This is a genomic window from Halobacterium hubeiense (assembly GCF_001488575.1).
GTDB lineage: Archaea > Halobacteriota > Halobacteria > Halobacteriales > Halobacteriaceae > Halobacterium > Halobacterium hubeiense.
The window spans coordinates 62,375-76,958 of the sequence record NZ_LN831305.1 but is presented as its reverse complement, the minus strand read 5'-3'; the positions used below and the strand labels follow the sequence as shown (position 1 = coordinate 76,958).

Here is a 14,584-nt window from a genome sequence, read left to right as displayed (position 1 = left end):
CATCCCTACTTATCGGCTGTTCCAGCGGCGAGAGTGCTGAACTAATAGGGCTTTCAACAGAGCCGTTCGTTCGATTGATACAGCTGTATCTTGAATCTCGTGCCTCCCAAGGTTCGAGCTCTAAGCTAGGGATATATCTGGCTAGAATCTCGTCTCATGCCGATGTTTTCCTCGGGGTTGGCTTGGAAAGAGAGGTCTCTAAATCCGTGAGTTCGTCAGACGACGGGTTCGATGACAACGTGGGCGTGCTTGAGGCGGGGGGCCTTCGAGCGACCGGTTTCCTTGTACTCGATGACGTCGATCTGCGCGAGTTCCTGAAGATCACGGCTCACAACGCCCTTGTCGTAGTCCAGCTCCTGTGCGAGGGCGCGTACTGAGTCCGGATTGTGTTCGTTCAGGTGGTCTAGGATCTCCAGACGGCGGTCGTGAAATACCTCTTCAGCTCGCTCTCGGGCGAGAACGAGAGTGTCTGGATAACCGTGCTTCGTCAGCGTTTCCGAGAACGCAGCACGAAATTCCAGACGGTCGTCGATGTCCGCATCCTCGCGTTCGAACTCGTTGGGGTCGGGAACCGAGGATGGCGGTTCTTCAAATCCGGGCATATTCATCACTCCCTGACCGTTGTTAGGGCTGCAACGGTGAAAAGGTTCTGGCTCCCACCTAAAGCAGGTCTTCAGGCTCTAAGTGGTGTTCCACTCGAACTATCGAAACTTTTAAGTGTCTGACTCTCCGCCACTGCCTAGTTCTGGACCACCTCGATCGGTGTTTTTCCATCGAGAGCTTGGTGTGGTCTGTGGTGGTTGTAGTAATGCATAAACTGTTCAAGCCACTCTCGAACGCTCCACAGAACCAGCAGTGCCATCGACCGACACCGTCTTCGAAGTATCTTTGCGACAACCGACTTTCAGCCAGACCGATTCTGAGATAGCTTCTGATCGGTTTTGAAAGACTTCTGCTAAATTCGTTGTAGGGTAGTATAGCTTTACGTAACGAACTCTAGTCTATAATTTCCCTCCCAGTAGAATCAGGTAGAATGACCCGAAGAGACGCATACAAAGCAATCTATGCCAACGGTAAGAAAGTACGAGAGTGCATACAAGCATACCGCTGGGTGACCGCTTTATACTTAAAGAATGGGCAGATATCTTGGGGAGGAGAGGCTTGGTAATTTTTCTTACTTCTGGAAATTTGGCATGACTTATATACCGCACCTTTGCCAACATCGATATAGAATATAGATGGGAGTAAGTGTGCCAAAAAATTATATACCCAGGGTACATTGGTAAGGATGAAGCATGTCCGAGAAACAGCGAACCCTCGAAAATCTGCTCGTAGACGAGCAGGAGATCAGTGAAGAGATCCTCCATGATCTCCTCGCTGATTACATCGGAATCGGCAAGCAAAGTGGCGACCTTATTCCACAACAACCCTTCCGAGAACTCACGGCAAAAGAAAAGGTTGTCATCGTGCTGCTTTCACAACGCGCACGGCACGAACTCGATATGGTCGAGACCGAGTGGATGACACCGACCGAAATCAGCGATCAGAGTGGTGTGAAGAAAGGTACGATATATCCGACGGTCCGTGAGCTCGATAACGATGGAATCGTCGAAGACGACGATGGAAGTTACCGAATCCCAGCTCACGGCCTTCAGGAAGCACGTGAATACATCGACGGAGGTGGGAACAATGAGTGACGAGGTCGAAGAGCTTCGATCCCAGATGAATCAGCTTCAGGACCGAGTAACTGAACTGGAACGCCGTCTGGACGGTGACGAAGAGACAGAGGCTGCCGAAGGAATCCGCGAGTTCGTCGAATCGTTCGACCCGTCCAGTCATACCGAGCGATCGCTTAGCATAGCGTATTATCTCGAGACGTACCGTGACAAAGAGAAGTTCACTGTTGGCGATATCGAAGACGGGTATCGAGAATGCCGTGTGAAGCCGGCAAGTAACATGAGTGATGTACTCGGCCGCATGGAAGGTCGAGACTGGTTGCTTCGGGACGGAACAAATGGTCAAACCCAGTTGTGGCGGCTTACAGCTACCGCGTTAGAAACCGTTGAGGAGGAGATCAACAATGGGACTTAAGGATAAAATCCAGGATCGGATGGTCACTGACCACGAGACCATCCTAGAATCGAACTTCGAACGCGTAGAGAAGCTGTTCCGTCTTCACGAGGACGGCACGATCAATTTGGAGGGGCAGTACCGCGATCTGGGGGCTAAACTACAGATCTTGGTTTATTTGATCGGACAGCGGTTTGCTTACGAGGGTGAACTCGCTGAGAGCGATGCTCTCGAGACGTCCTTCTTCTATGACCGGATCGATAAAAGTGATCGAACAATCCGGAGTTACCTGCAGGAACTCCGCGATGGGGGTTACGTCAAGAAGGAGGGGCAGAGCAAACATCGGCTGATCGCCGAGAACCTTCCCAATGCCCTGGATGAGATTGAGGAAGCCGTCGGAGGTAGTGACGTATGACAGATCGCCTTTACTACCCTCCAGATCATACCGAGGAAGTTTTACGAAAAGCTACCAGTGGCGCATCTACAATTGAAGACCTTGCTGATTTGCTTGAATATACGCCAAAAACAACGTCAAACAAAGCGCATGATCCCGTAGTTCTCGGTTTAATTGAACGTGACGACTACCAACTCTCAGTATCGGAGGACGCACGAAGAGTTGTACAGCTGGAGGATACCGCCCCTCTAAAAAATGCCTTTATCGAACTTCCAGGAGTACAGGAAATTCTAGACCGGATAGAAAAAGAACCCATAGATGTAGAAGAAGTTGGACGTCTAATTAGTTTTAACACGGATTCAAACGCTGCAGCTGAAAGTACTTTCAAAAATTACGGTCGAGTTTATGCCCAATGGATAGATTATCTCGGTTTGGGGTCCTACTCAAATGGCGTGGTAGCAGCGGGGAGTATCGAGAACACTCCAGAGAAAGAGGGACCTCTGGACAATCCACGAGGAGCTAATAGTCCTAATGTCCGACCGGAGAAAGTATTCGAAATTCTTCCTCTGCTCGCCCAAGTGGAGTCACGTGAAGAACTCCGAGAACGAGCCGAATACTCCGAGGGAGAAGTCTCAAAAATTGTGTCGACCTGTTACGGGTTGGGAATCGCAGAGTCAACTCGTAATGGGCCGGAGCTAACTAATCGGGGTAAAGAGCTTCAGCAGGAGAGTGTGGGTAATCGGAAGCGGATGCTCCGGGAAGCCCTTTTAGAACTTCCTCTGGTTCAAGCCTATTGTGAGAGAGTGCCAGAGGATGAGTTCAAAAATCAAGAGGTTATGGAGCAGGTGTCAGAGGATTACCTCAAGGGTTGGAGTGAGGTGACGATCCAAACCCGTGCGAAAAGGCTCTATTCCTGGCTGTTATTCACAGAACTCTTTGAGGAGAAATCACGGGGATACTTGGAGTCGACGGAGAATCTCGAAGTGGGCAAGTTAGCTGCTCCGTAAGTTTAGATACTGCTCATCAGTTCCTGCGAGGTTGCACGACGCTGAGCAGTGGCACGTATCTCGTTCAGCTCGTTGATATTGAGATCAACTTTGTTTACGCGGCCATCCTTGGATTTCGTCACAATATCTCGTTCGTAGAGTGCATTAACTGCTGATGCTACGTGCCCGGTAGAATTGATGTCGAGTTCGTCGGCAACTTCGTCGTATGTGACAGGCTGATTTTCAGCCATAATTGCGGTAATAACTCCTTCTACATACCGTGGCGAGGAGGCATCTGTCTTTGCAGCGTTTATCGCGTCTTGAACTGCCTCGTCTTCTAGGAACTCTCGGTACGCGGTGATTTCAGCCTCTGTATCCAGTTTTGAATCTGTATCTTCTTTCTCTCGGAGTTCCCCTACCGTCTCCTGTAGTGATTCAATGCGTTGACGGAGGCGATCCGCTTCTTCTTGTTGCGGTTCAAGGCCTAGTGCCTCCCCCATACGGGTATAAGCCTCTGCCACCTCGTCGATATTCTCGTTAAGACTCTCCAAGCGTTCTGCCTGGTTCGCTGCTTCCTCTAACTCTTCGACTCTGCTACGCAGCTCCTTGTTCTCTTCTCGTAGCTGTTGGTTTTCTTGTCGAAGCGACCGAATCTCTTCGTTCTTCTCCTTCCGAATCTCTTCAACCGTTTCTTCAATATTCTGAGTGGAAGTGCTGCTGGAGTCGCTTTGTGCGAGAGCATCAGTAAACCGTTCCGCTAACTCACTCACATCACGGGCCTTCTCTAATTCTCCCTCAAGATCGTCGATCTTCTCTTTCCGTTCTTCGAGCTGTGAACGAAGTCGTTCAATTTCATTCGCCTCAGCCTGTTGGCGTTCAGAAATTGTTTCAAGTTCGGAAACTATGTCCTCGCTAACGGATTTCAGGTCAGGTCGTTCGATCTCTTCGAGCCCTGGAGTTGCGCCTGCGTCAAAAGTGTGTTTCCGACGGAACTGGACTCGGTGAATCTGGTCGTCCCAATCAGTGTGTAGAAATGCTTCACCGTCATCCAGGTCTTGGACAGCGTCTGCGTATTCAGAGCCAAGAACCCTGCGGACAACATTGGTATCGTTATCCCAGGTGAGGCGGTGCCAAATATGCCAATCGCACTGAGTGATAAAATCCTTCTTGACGTCAGCAGGGCGTTGAGAAATTCCGCAGAGTCCGAGACCGTGTTTTCGTCCACGTTTTGCGATTTTGATTAGCATCCGGCCTACGTCATCCAGTCCGGATTCGGGGATGTACTCGTGGACCTCCTCAACAAGCATCAGGAAGGGTTTCTTCAGCTTTTTTTCTTTGGCGAAAAGGTGTCGACCCACTTCCTTGATTAGTTCCCTCTGTTCCTCTTCATGGAGGTAGCCAGAGACATCGAGGATGACCGGGATATTTTGCTCAAGAGTTAGTTCAGCGATTTTCTCAGCATGTTCTGGTCCGACAGCTAGGTCACATTCTTCGTCCGCGCCCAGATGAAGCAGTTCGTACTCTTCCTTTAGTCCGAAGTATTCTCCATCAACGTCAACAATGAGAACAGGGTATCCATCGTTGAGCAGTTCTTCTATAACGACGCTTGCGCTGTTGCTCTTCCCGCTGCCTGATTTCCCTAGAACTACTCCTCTACCGGTCAGTACTTCTACGACTGGGAGGGAATCACCGGCGTCGTTGATTTCGATAGTATCTTTGGAGCTTGTGGATTGGCTCCGGGGTTCGGCCTTGTGGGACATAGGCCAGGCTCTATATACAGTAATTCTTCAGCGCACATAAATTTATCGCCTTTCTGTCATATTGGTGGTACTTAAAACCGGTTCAGAGTAAATCACATTCATTCTGTGGGTGGCTCTGATTTAGAATCGATGAAAGTGTCTAAAGAACTATCAGATGATTCGTCATCCTCCTCTTCAGACTTCTCCTCAACCTGATCTTCAGAAGAGTTTGTTTCTTCTTCTGAATTATCTTGAGAATCTTCTATTTCCTCTACAGAGTTCTCAGAAGTCGGGTTAATGTCCGGTATATTGATCTCTTGAGCAAGACCTCGACGGATCCCTACAATCAATTCTTCAACTTTCGTAGGATCTTCCTCACCAGACAACTCTAAACGAATTTGAAAGGATCTACCTGGCTCTGAAGCTTGACGCTTGATGCTCTCTGCAGTAGCTTGGTTTGGGAAGTCAACCCCTCCCTGATCGCCTTCTGGTACATCCTGCTGACTCGCCTCTTCTTCCGCCTGATCATCTTCAATAATCTGTTCTACGAGAACCTCAAACTCTTCATCGAGTTCAACGCGAGTCTCCTTGCCTCCCCTCCCAACAATATAATTACCTAACCCAGCTGCCTCCAACGTGTTGATAAATGTAGTCGCAGCAGAGCCTAACGTGTTCTCACTACCCTCTAAACCTACTGACGTCCGAAATACCTGCAATACATCACTCTTCGTGATCTCTCCTTTTTGCGCTATCCCATCATCGACTAGTTCTTCGAGAACAATATTGTATAATCGATAATCACGAAAACCGGTTTGAAATTGCTCCGCTAATTCTTCAGAATCGTCTTTGTTATAGCTGGCTTCAATACCGCGCGAAGTCGCAGAAACGCCTTCTTCCGATTCTTCTAAAAATCCCAGCCCTACCCCATACCGGATATTATCTCGAACCAAGGTTTCACTCTGATCTACCGCCTCATAGAGTTCTTCACGAGAAAGATCGCCTTCCCGGAGTACCTCACACAGCTCAAGGATATTTTCTACTGACGCGTCTCCAGGCGCACTATCAAACCTCATACATTATGAGCTATCCTCCTGCAGGTAATCTACCGCTCGCTTAATGCTGTGAGCGGGGATATGGTATCCTCCTTGTTCGTCGTCATTTGTGACAAAATCAAGATCGCCCACATTATGGCGGATTGTACTGTTATCCACGTCGAGCAGATCAGCAAAGTAGCCAGATCCCTTTCCAAGCGCTCCGTCATCTTCGAGATCGTCAAGAGCTGCAAGTGCTCGTCGGTAGAGAAGTACTGCGGTGAATTTCCGTTTTGTATCAAGCTCATCGAACTCTTGATAGAACCGAGGGTTTCCAGTCTCACGATCGATTGCGATCAGGTCGGTAAGTACATCTCGGATTCGTTGTTGGTCGATATTACTGGCGTCGACGTATAGGTCTTCGAGCGGATCCGAGTCATCGTCAGATTGGTCATCTGAACTCATATATGTCGTGAGTCTTGCTCTAGTGAAATTACTCTTCCCCTCACAGGTAGGGTTTAGCAGCCTTCGCATCGTTCCCGTACCTATAGGTACGGGAACAGAGAACAGGTTTACAGGCGGTTGGAGTGAATATTCTTAGAGTTTGATGCCGGATTGCGGTCAATAACTCGTGAGACAAACCCAGATGGAAACCGCTAGCAGTCGTGGGGAGGTAGATGTTTCTCGTTCGTACTTCCGGGGGAATCAATCCGAAGACGAAAATAGCGGGAGGGCGCGTGGTAGAGATGCGAAGAAGGCCGGCTCGCGGAGCGTGTCGACTCTGAGAGGAGGTTGGAACTGCGGCAGCCGTAGTCGGTTAGACGATTGGCTCGATGACGACGTGGTCCTGCGTGAGGATAGGGCGCTTCGCCCGGCCGTCTTCCTCGTAGGTGATGATGTTATGCTCTGCTAGCTCACGGAGGTCGCGGCTGACGGCAGCCTTGTCGCGGCCGAGCTGTCGAGCGAGAGCGCGGACTGACTCCGGGGAGCTCTCCTTGAGGGTGTTGATGATTTCGCGGCGCCGGTCAGTGAGGACTGCGTCTGCGGTGTCGTGGCTGACGACGTGGACGTCGTCCATGCCACCCTTTGTGAGTGCCCGGGCCATCTGTTGGCGGAGGCGCTGCTGGTCGGTTATCTGGGGTTTTGTTTCTGCCATGGTGTATCTCCCTACTGTTGTGTAACGAGGTCAACGGTAATAAGAATATCGGTAGTGCTTGAGAAGCCGACTAACGGCTGTTCTCGGATTTTATCCATTCCGTTGTGTCGAAAACTTTAAGTACCTGAATCTGTTACACGTTAGTAGGGACAAGCCTACTCTACCAGCATCTCATCTCAACTCTCTACTATGGCAGGATTCGATTATACCTACGAGATTCAGGAGTACAGACAGAGAACCTACCAGATAGGCGTTCGAGTGGACCCATCTTTCAACACCGTTGAATCGTTCGCTGTCGTTCTGTTCTTCCGCCGAGCCGACGGTGAACGTGTCACGGTGGCGAAGGTGGACAACGCCGAACACGACGAAGGGCGCATCCACATCGACCGCCACTACCGAGAGCAAGGTGCGGAAACCAAAGACTTCGACATCGACGTGACGTCGTGGGAAGAAGCCGAGGAGTACCTCCTCGAACGCTGGCGTCGGTATGCCGACCGCTATGAGGAGACCCACGGTACGTCCCACGTAGAGTAGCAGAGAAGTCAGCCCGCTTGTTCCTCGACGGCACTGCGATGCCGTTGGCGAGCTGGTAGAGAGTGCGGCTGCGTCCTCACTTCTACTTACGCCACTCCAATTGATAAAGTCTCGGTCCTCTTCCGAAGGTTACGGTTAGGGATAATCTTAACCTTAGTATTCGCGTCCGATTTCGAGTTTCTTCATGGCCTTCTCGAATTCTCCGTCGTATCGCCGCGCGGGATCTCGGAGGTGGTCGCGAATCGACTCGGTCACGTTGACGACTCATCTTTGAGCTGCGAAGCAGTCACTGACGGCAGCAAGTAGTTCGACAGCCCTGCTTTCAGCCCGCCTTTCCGCAGGAGAAGCGTCGCAAAAGTCCTGCCAGAACAGTAAGACGAGCAAATCTTCTGCATCAGTACGCGATAACCGTTTGAAACGAAGTAGCGTACACTCTATCCTACGTCATTGAGCCGATAACGCAGCGCCGCGCTGAGTCGGTCGCAAGCCGAGTGAACTGCTGGTATCGAGGCTGGATGGGGGGCGGAGAGCCTGACGAATTCAACCGGTCACTACGACCAGTTGCAGAGTACGCCCGGCGTCAAGGCTACGACAAGCTGGCATCGCGGCTATTGGAGATTTAGAAGCAAGGTGGGATTGCTGCACCCACGTCCATCTTCAACGCCCGTCGGCTTGCGCCTCAAGGCTTGCGGGTCATGGTCATGCAGCCTCCACGCGGCACCTTCCGCGCTCACCTAGAACACACTCCCACGCTCATATAGAGCTTTTGGAGAAACGCTCGACGTAACCAGTAACCGTAACCAGTAACCAGACTAACCTCTCTGCATTCGTCGCATGGGCCCTTGACATCCTCCTCCGCGTTCACGCAGAGGAATCCCGAGCGGTGAGAGTTTCAGGTTTGCAGTCCCACCGAACCCCGACACGGTGAGAATCCGTGTGGGGTTCACGGACTGAGTGGGTGGGAGTGCCAAGCCCCCGGTACTCCTATCCTCGGTCAGATCGGGACTCCCAGGGTTGTTTTTGCCTCAAGGGAGTCCCCCAGACTTCGACGGACTCGGAGTTACTTTTCGTGGTGCGTACAGCAGTCCGGCACAGCGCTGGTTCATTATAGGAACCAGCCGTTCACCAGACTGATTCCGGATACTGTCGTCCGAGAGACGCGGTTTCTCGTGATCACGAAAATCAGTGATCGCTCTTGGGTAGAGGATTGTTGGTCAGTTCTCAGCAATAGCTGGAAGTCACAGCAGGCAAGGGTGACGCAACCGCGTCACCCGACGAACAATGATGCCAATCAAGACGTTCGTCTCGGAGCGTCGCGCCGCGAATCTGCTGGCACAGATTCGCTGGCGTGACGGCGTCTATTGCCCGCGCTGCCGTGACGAATCTGTGATTCGGTACGGCAGCTATCGCGTGTTTCAACGGTATCTGTGTAAGGATTGCGACCGGACGTTCAACGATCAAACTGGCACCGTCTTCGAACACTCGGCGGTCGCACTCAGAAAATGGTTTCTCGCCGTCTACACCTACATCCGCATGAACACGAGCGTCAGGCAGCTAGACGCAGAGATCGACGTTTCCTACAAGACGGTCTACCGGCGCGTCCAGCGCTTCTTGCGAGCGCTGGACGCGCCTCGACCACACCTCAAAGGCCCCGTTGAGATCGACGAATTCTACGTGAAAGCGGGTCTCAAGGGCCGCGAGCGCGACCAACCGTCGCGCTCGCGTGGCCTGTCCACGCGCGGGCGTGGAACATACGCTGAGGACAAGCTCCCTGTGTTTGTTCTCGCAGATCGTGGCACCGGTGAACGGCACGTGATCCCAGCGAAAGCCGCAACCGAATCACGGATTCGACTCCTCCTGGCTGCCCGCCAGCAGGAGTCGTTAACCGTCTACACAGACGGGTTTCGGGCGTACGACCCACTTGACGAGGACGACGCATTCACCCGTCAATACGTCGTCCACGGTGACGGCGAGTACGTCGATGGAGCCGTTCACGTGAACACCTGCGAGAGCCACGCGTCGCTGGCGCGACGGTGGCTCTCGCCGCATCGAGGCATCTCGAAAGACAGACTCACACCGTATCTCCGAGCGTTTCAGCTCCGCCGTGAAGTATTCCGAAAACCGGGGAAAGAAGCGCTCAAAACCACCCTCGAAACTGCGCTATGACTCACCAACAATCTCCGCCACAAGAGCGCACTCTATTATATCGATCCACATCGAGCCGACGAGCTAAAACAGCGACTTGTATCGCTCGATTCAGCCGTTCAACGCTTCGAGGCGGCACCCGACGACGCCTACGCCAAGCAGGGCTGGGAACAGGAAGTCTCCAGTATCGATCGAGGTGAAAGAACCGAGCCGACAAGCGAGCACTCCAAAACTGCAGAAGAACGAGCACAAGCCCTTATCGCAGATATCGAAGACCGCCGCGCAGAGAAATAATCTCAACGGCGTGGTCCATTCGGCGTTGAATATCTGGTCTCCTTACGATCCCCCTCCTTATCCCGACAAGAGCGAGAGTTGAATTAGTAGATACCGTTCGTAACGGACGTCGGTGCCGACAGCCTTGGAATGGTCGTGCTCTGGATGTCGTACCGGGCGTCCCCTCGGAGGGAAGTGACGACGCCACCCCGCTCTGAGAACGCTAATGGTTGTCGTCGCCGAACCAGCCACGCTCTTCGAGTTCGCTTCGCAGTCGCTCGACTGCAGCAGCCTTGTCGCCGTCGCCGACGACGATCACCTCCCACGGTTTGAGGTCGATCTTCCCACCTTCGACCCAGTAGTCGATATCGCCCTCGAGGATGACTTCGGTCCCGTCCTCGAGGTCAGCGTCCATCTCCCGGTAACGGTTCGCCCAGATCATGCAGGGGAGCTCGGCCTCGCCGTCGGTGAGCGTGAAGTAGAGCGCCGTACTGTTCTTGTGGAGGTCAGTGACCTCGCCGATACAGCGGACACCGTTGAGGGCAGGCGTGTCCTGGACGACCGACGCGATCCGGTCGTTCAGCTGTGACACGCTAAGGACCTCTCTCGCATCGGGTTCGACCGCCTGCCGTTCGGTATCCGGTGCGTCCGCCATCTCCGTTTTCTAACTTCTGAACAGGAACCTCAAAAAGCTACGTTCGAGTGCCGGGGTTGGCTGCGTTACGCAGGCCTACAGGTCGCGGGGCTGGACCGTCTTCCGGTCGTTGGCCTCAGCACGCTCTGCGGCGTCGTCGAGCAGTTCGGCGACCTCTTCGTTGAGGGCGTCGTAGAAATCTGCCGAGACGTTGTGGTCCGAGAGTGCGTCCTTCACGGCTGCTTTGACGATGAGGTCAGACATTCCATCGCGGACTTCTCTTGTCCACTATATAAAGGTTCGAAGCCCTCACTGCAATATAGTCAGCCGCAGCTATTATCCTATCCAACAGATTTTAATAACACTTGTTAATAAATCGCCTCTATATAGCAGTCGATTTAATAAGTCTGTGGAACTACGGCCTATATAATGACTCCACCACCAGAAGGCGGTGGGCATGACCACGAGCACGACCATGACCATGATACCAATAAACAAGAAACTGAGAACGTAACCACGGCCTCATCGAGTCACGACGACGTCGCCCAGTTCTCTGTGCCCGAAATGGACTGTCCGTCCTGCGCAGGGAAGGTCGAAAACAGTGTGCAGAAACTCGACGGCGTCGAAACTATCGACCCACAGGTGACGACAGGGACGCTCTCCGTCTCCTACGAGGGAGACCAGACCTCCCCGGACGAGATTGCAGAACGCGTCGAGAAAGCCGGATACACCGTCGAAGATCGAGCCGAGAGGACAGCATCGTTCGCCGTCCCAGACATGGACTGTGCGTCCTGTGCGGGGAAAGTCGAAAACGCACTGGACGACGTCTCGGGCATCAGAAGCTACGAAACGCGACCCACGACTGGGGAGGTCGTCGCGACGTACGACGATGCGACGACGTCGTCGGAGGTCGTCGCTGCGATCGAAGGTGCAGGCTACGATGTGACAGACTCCCCAGCGGACGAAACGGACGCTGCCGCAAGCGCTACCGAGGAGCGCGAGAGTGTCTGGCGGAGTTCGCGCGCTATCAAGACGTGGATCAGCGGCGGGTTCGTCGCACTCGGCCTACTCTTCGAGTTCTTCCTCACGAGCCAGAACGTCCTCGTGGCCGAGCTCGTCGGCCGCGAATTACTCGCTGCTGATATCCTCTTCCTCGTCGCAGTCGGGGTTGCTGGCCAAATCATCTTCCGGAACGGCTACTACTCCGCGCTGAATCGCAACCTCGACATCGACCTGTTGATGAGCATCGCCATCAGTGGCGCGATTATCGCCAGCCTCGTCTTCGGAGAAGCGCTATACTTCGAGGCCGCCACGCTCGCGTTCCTGTTCAGCATCGCCGAGCTCCTCGAGCGCTACTCGATGGACCGGGCGCGGAACTCACTCCAGGAGCTGATGGACCTCTCGCCGGACGAGGCGACGGTCAAACGCGACGGCGAAGAGGTGACCGTTCCCGTCGACGACGTGACCGTCGGCGACATCGTCGTCGTGCGGCCGGGCGAGAAAATCCCCATGGATGGCGAGGTCCTCGACGGTGAGAGTGCCGTCAATCAGGCCCCGATCACCGGCGAGAGCGTCCCCGTGGACAAGACACCGGGTGACGAGGTGTACGCCGGCACAATCAACGAGCAAGGCTACCTCGAAATCGAGGTCACCTCCGAAGCGGGCGACAACACGCTCTCGCGCATCGTCCAGATGGTGGAAGACGCCCAGTCCAACAAGACCGAGCGCGAGCAGTTCGTCAACCGCTTCTCCTCGTACTACACGCCGATCGTCGTCGGCTTCGCAGTCATGGTAGCGGGAATCCCGCCGCTGGTGCTCGGAGCGTCGTGGCCGACGTTCATCGTCTACGGGCTCACGCTACTCGTCCTCGCCTGCCCGTGTGCGTTCGTCATCTCGACGCCGGTGTCCGTGGTGTCGGGAATCACCAGCGCCGCGAAGAACGGCGTCCTCATCAAGGGCGGCAACCACCTCGAAGCGATGGGGGCGGTCGAGGCTATCGCGATGGACAAGACCGGCACAATCACCAAGGGCGAACTCACGGTCACGGACGTCATCCCGCTGAACGACAAAAGCAAGGACGACGTTCTCCGGTGTGCACGCGGGCTGGAATCACGGTCCGAACACCCTATCGGCGACGCAATCATCGAATACGCAAAGGACAGCGATATTGGGGCGCCGACCGTCGATGACTTCGAGAGTATCACCGGGAAAGGCGTCGAGGCCTCTCTCGACGGCGAGAAACACTACGCCGGGAAGCCGGGATTCTTCGCGGACCTTGGGTTCGACCTCGAACATGTCCACGCGACGACCGACGGCGGGGTCGTCACGACGAAGAGCCGGCAGATGTGCGAACGCAACGACTGCCTCGACCTCCTCGAGGGAACGGTTCCCGACCTCCAGTCCGAGGGGAAGACTGTCGTCCTCGTCGGTACGGAGGACGAGATCGAGGGTGTGATCGCCGTGGCCGACGAGATTCGGCCCGGGGCGAAGCAGGCGATCCAGCAGCTCCACGACCTCGGCGTCGAACAGATTGTCATGCTTACGGGTGACAACGAGCGGACCGCCCGAGCGATTGCCGAGCAGGTCGGCGTTGACGAGTATCGCGCCGAACTCCTGCCGGACCAGAAGGTGTCAGCAATCAAGGAACTCGACGAACAGCACGACGGGGTCGCGATGATCGGTGACGGCGTCAACGACGCACCCGCGCTCGCGACTGCGACTGTGGGAATCGCGATGGGCGCCGCTGGGACAGATACCGCCCTCGAAACCGCCGACATCGCACTGATGAGTGACGATCTGTCGAAGCTGCCGTATCTCTACGAACTCTCGCACGACGCGAACAGCGTCATCCAGCAGAACATCTGGACGAGTCTAGGTGCGAAGGCCGTACTCGCACTCGGCGTGCCGTTCGGATTCGTCCCGATTTGGATGGCTGTCCTCGTTGGCGACGCCGGCATGACGCTCGGCGTCACCGGAAACGCCATGCGGCTCTCCCGCATCACGCCAGCTGGGATAGATACTGACGAGGTGGCCCCATGAGTGACGCCGGCTTGAGTGACGCCTATCCCCGCGCGAGCCCCTGGCCACCACTGGTAGCGCTCGCGCTCGTTACGTCCGAGATCGGTGTCGTGTTCGGACTACGACCGGTAACCATCGGCGGCCTGCTACTGTTTATTGGCTCTGTTGCAGGAATTCTCACAGAGTCCCAACACGTTACGCGACCACTTCGTGTGATTGCTGTGCTGAGTACACTCGCAGCGGTGGGCGGACTGCTTCTCCTTCGCTACGAAGCGAGCTTCCGCGGTGTTTCACTGTTGATAGCTGGTGGTATCGGCATTACAACCGGGATTGTTGGCCGTCAACTGGTTCGATGGCGAGGTGTCGCCTAATGGACCTCGACGACCGGGTCGTATTCGGAGCGATCGTCTTCGCGGGTATCGCTATCCCCGGGGTGACTAGCTACTTCCTCTCTGAGATGGGTGCAGATACGCTCAGCCAGGTTGTCTGGGCAGCGGGATACGGTGGGATGGTACTGTTTGTGTGGTATCATTGGCTCCGGCCAATGGACATGCAAGGAGCGTAACACACCAACGCCGTACCTTCGAACGCGAACCGTGCGCAG

At 54.4% G+C, this 14,584-nt stretch carries 17 protein-coding genes; 9 read left to right on the top strand and 8 right to left on the bottom strand.

Features of this window, described 5'->3' with window-relative positions; all coding sequences use genetic code 11:
• Positions 1-215: 215 nt before the first annotated feature.
• Together HHUB_RS17265 and HHUB_RS16415 are read right to left on the bottom strand one after the other, a co-directional pair.
• A complete protein-coding gene (locus HHUB_RS17265) occupies positions 216-602 on the bottom strand; it encodes an HVO_A0114 family putative DNA-binding protein (protein WP_238324129.1) in 387 nt (128 codons plus the stop codon).
• Positions 603-739: 137 nt separating this feature from the next.
• Positions 740-886 carry an integrase core domain-containing protein gene (locus HHUB_RS16415; RefSeq protein ID WP_157534053.1) on the bottom strand — a complete coding sequence of 49 codons (147 nt, stop codon included), beginning with the start codon at positions 884-886 and terminating at the stop codon, positions 740-742.
• A 409-nt stretch (positions 887-1,295) separates the two neighbouring features.
• Here HHUB_RS16415 and HHUB_RS15800 point away from each other — a divergent pair, with 409 nt between their 5' ends.
• The 4 genes from HHUB_RS15800 to HHUB_RS16410 are packed head-to-tail and all read left to right on the top strand — an operon-like array spanning position 1,296 to position 3,471.
• Positions 1,296-1,697, top strand: a complete 402-nt coding sequence (locus HHUB_RS15800; RefSeq protein WP_059059176.1) for a helix-turn-helix domain-containing protein — start codon at positions 1,296-1,298, stop codon at positions 1,695-1,697.
• Entirely contained in the window at positions 1,690-2,091 is a 402-nt protein-coding gene (locus HHUB_RS15795; RefSeq protein ID WP_059059175.1) for a hypothetical protein, read from the top strand. The genes HHUB_RS15800 and HHUB_RS15795 overlap by 8 nt, the downstream gene beginning before the upstream one ends.
• A complete protein-coding gene (locus HHUB_RS15790) occupies positions 2,081-2,485 on the top strand; it encodes a hypothetical protein (RefSeq protein WP_059059174.1) in 405 nt (134 codons plus the stop codon). The genes HHUB_RS15795 and HHUB_RS15790 overlap by 11 nt, the downstream gene beginning before the upstream one ends.
• Entirely contained in the window at positions 2,482-3,471 is a 990-nt protein-coding gene (locus HHUB_RS16410) for an AAA-associated domain-containing protein (protein WP_082687325.1), read from the top strand. Before HHUB_RS15790 ends, HHUB_RS16410 begins: the two co-directional genes overlap by 4 nt.
• 2 nt (positions 3,472-3,473) lie before the next feature.
• On the opposite strand, the gene HHUB_RS16405 is transcribed toward HHUB_RS16410, so the two are convergent.
• From HHUB_RS16405 to HHUB_RS15765, 4 genes are all read right to left on the bottom strand, one after another.
• Positions 3,474-5,210, bottom strand: coding sequence for a helicase HerA domain-containing protein (locus tag HHUB_RS16405; protein ID WP_082687324.1), 1,737 nt, complete (start codon positions 5,208-5,210; stop codon positions 3,474-3,476).
• Positions 5,211-5,308: 98 nt separating this feature from the next.
• Positions 5,309-6,262 carry a hypothetical protein gene (locus tag HHUB_RS16920; protein ID WP_157534035.1) on the bottom strand — a complete coding sequence of 318 codons (954 nt, stop codon included), beginning with the start codon at positions 6,260-6,262 and terminating at the stop codon, positions 5,309-5,311.
• A 3-nt stretch (positions 6,263-6,265) separates the two neighbouring features.
• The gene (locus HHUB_RS16915; protein WP_157534034.1) at positions 6,266-6,685 is read right to left on the bottom strand and encodes a hypothetical protein; all 420 of its coding nucleotides are present in this window, start codon (positions 6,683-6,685) and stop codon (positions 6,266-6,268) included.
• A 352-nt stretch (positions 6,686-7,037) separates the two neighbouring features.
• The gene (locus HHUB_RS15765; protein ID WP_238324127.1) at positions 7,038-7,376 is read right to left on the bottom strand and encodes an HVO_A0114 family putative DNA-binding protein; all 339 of its coding nucleotides are present in this window, start codon (positions 7,374-7,376) and stop codon (positions 7,038-7,040) included.
• Between the two features lie 189 nt (positions 7,377-7,565).
• On the opposite strand from HHUB_RS15765, the gene HHUB_RS15760 reads away from it, so the two are divergent.
• Entirely contained in the window at positions 7,566-7,910 is a 345-nt protein-coding gene (locus tag HHUB_RS15760) for a DUF7718 family protein (protein WP_059059169.1), read from the top strand.
• Positions 7,911-9,191: 1,281 nt separating this feature from the next.
• Complete coding sequence (locus HHUB_RS15755) at positions 9,192-10,076, top strand: IS1595 family transposase (protein ID WP_059059168.1); 885 nt, start codon at positions 9,192-9,194, stop codon at positions 10,074-10,076.
• 475 nt (positions 10,077-10,551) lie between these two features.
• Here HHUB_RS15755 and HHUB_RS15750 read toward each other — a convergent pair whose 3' ends face one another.
• Entirely contained in the window at positions 10,552-10,983 is a 432-nt protein-coding gene (locus HHUB_RS15750) for an exodeoxyribonuclease VII large subunit (RefSeq protein ID WP_238324126.1), read from the bottom strand.
• A gap of 75 nt (positions 10,984-11,058) precedes the next feature.
• Positions 11,059-11,226 carry a DNA-binding protein gene (locus tag HHUB_RS15745; protein ID WP_004048632.1) on the bottom strand — a complete coding sequence of 56 codons (168 nt, stop codon included), beginning with the start codon at positions 11,224-11,226 and terminating at the stop codon, positions 11,059-11,061.
• A 165-nt stretch (positions 11,227-11,391) separates the two neighbouring features.
• Between HHUB_RS15745 and HHUB_RS15740 the strand changes: the two genes are divergently transcribed.
• From HHUB_RS15740 to HHUB_RS15735, 3 genes are read left to right on the top strand one after another with little or no spacing between them, the layout of a single operon-like run.
• On the top strand, positions 11,392-14,001 hold the full coding sequence (locus HHUB_RS15740) for a heavy metal translocating P-type ATPase (protein WP_059059167.1): 2,610 nt from the start codon (positions 11,392-11,394) through the stop codon (positions 13,999-14,001).
• Positions 13,998-14,351, top strand: a complete 354-nt coding sequence (locus HHUB_RS16400; RefSeq protein WP_082687323.1) for a DUF7541 family protein — start codon at positions 13,998-14,000, stop codon at positions 14,349-14,351. The genes HHUB_RS15740 and HHUB_RS16400 overlap by 4 nt, the downstream gene beginning before the upstream one ends.
• Positions 14,351-14,545, top strand: coding sequence for a hypothetical protein (locus HHUB_RS15735; protein ID WP_059059166.1), 195 nt, complete (start codon positions 14,351-14,353; stop codon positions 14,543-14,545). The genes HHUB_RS16400 and HHUB_RS15735 overlap by 1 nt, the downstream gene beginning before the upstream one ends.
• The last annotated feature ends 39 nt before the right edge of the window (positions 14,546-14,584 follow it).

What these genes read in the sequence shown, in the direction of transcription:
- HHUB_RS17265 (WP_238324129.1), bottom strand. Translation starts at nt 602, where the DNA reads ATGCCCGGATTTGAAGAACCGCCATCCTCGGTTCCCGACCCCAACGAG.
- HHUB_RS15800 (WP_059059176.1), top strand. Translation starts at nt 1,296, where the DNA reads ATGTCCGAGAAACAGCGAACCCTCGAAAATCTGCTCGTAGACGAGCAG.
- HHUB_RS15795 (WP_059059175.1), top strand. Translation starts at nt 1,690, where the DNA reads ATGAGTGACGAGGTCGAAGAGCTTCGATCCCAGATGAATCAGCTTCAG.
- HHUB_RS15790 (WP_059059174.1), top strand. Translation starts at nt 2,081, where the DNA reads ATGGGACTTAAGGATAAAATCCAGGATCGGATGGTCACTGACCACGAG.
- HHUB_RS16410 (WP_082687325.1), top strand. Translation starts at nt 2,482, where the DNA reads ATGACAGATCGCCTTTACTACCCTCCAGATCATACCGAGGAAGTTTTA.
- HHUB_RS16405 (WP_082687324.1), bottom strand. Translation starts at nt 5,210, where the DNA reads ATGTCCCACAAGGCCGAACCCCGGAGCCAATCCACAAGCTCCAAAGAT.
- HHUB_RS16920 (WP_157534035.1), bottom strand. Translation starts at nt 6,262, where the DNA reads ATGAGGTTTGATAGTGCGCCTGGAGACGCGTCAGTAGAAAATATCCTT.
- HHUB_RS16915 (WP_157534034.1), bottom strand. Translation starts at nt 6,685, where the DNA reads ATGAGTTCAGATGACCAATCTGACGATGACTCGGATCCGCTCGAAGAC.
- HHUB_RS15765 (WP_238324127.1), bottom strand. Translation starts at nt 7,376, where the DNA reads ATGGCAGAAACAAAACCCCAGATAACCGACCAGCAGCGCCTCCGCCAA.
- HHUB_RS15760 (WP_059059169.1), top strand. Translation starts at nt 7,566, where the DNA reads ATGGCAGGATTCGATTATACCTACGAGATTCAGGAGTACAGACAGAGA.
- HHUB_RS15755 (WP_059059168.1), top strand. Translation starts at nt 9,192, where the DNA reads ATGATGCCAATCAAGACGTTCGTCTCGGAGCGTCGCGCCGCGAATCTG.
- HHUB_RS15750 (WP_238324126.1), bottom strand. Translation starts at nt 10,983, where the DNA reads ATGGCGGACGCACCGGATACCGAACGGCAGGCGGTCGAACCCGATGCG.
- HHUB_RS15745 (WP_004048632.1), bottom strand. Translation starts at nt 11,226, where the DNA reads ATGTCTGACCTCATCGTCAAAGCAGCCGTGAAGGACGCACTCTCGGAC.
- HHUB_RS15740 (WP_059059167.1), top strand. Translation starts at nt 11,392, where the DNA reads ATGACTCCACCACCAGAAGGCGGTGGGCATGACCACGAGCACGACCAT.
- HHUB_RS16400 (WP_082687323.1), top strand. Translation starts at nt 13,998, where the DNA reads ATGAGTGACGCCGGCTTGAGTGACGCCTATCCCCGCGCGAGCCCCTGG.
- HHUB_RS15735 (WP_059059166.1), top strand. Translation starts at nt 14,351, where the DNA reads ATGGACCTCGACGACCGGGTCGTATTCGGAGCGATCGTCTTCGCGGGT.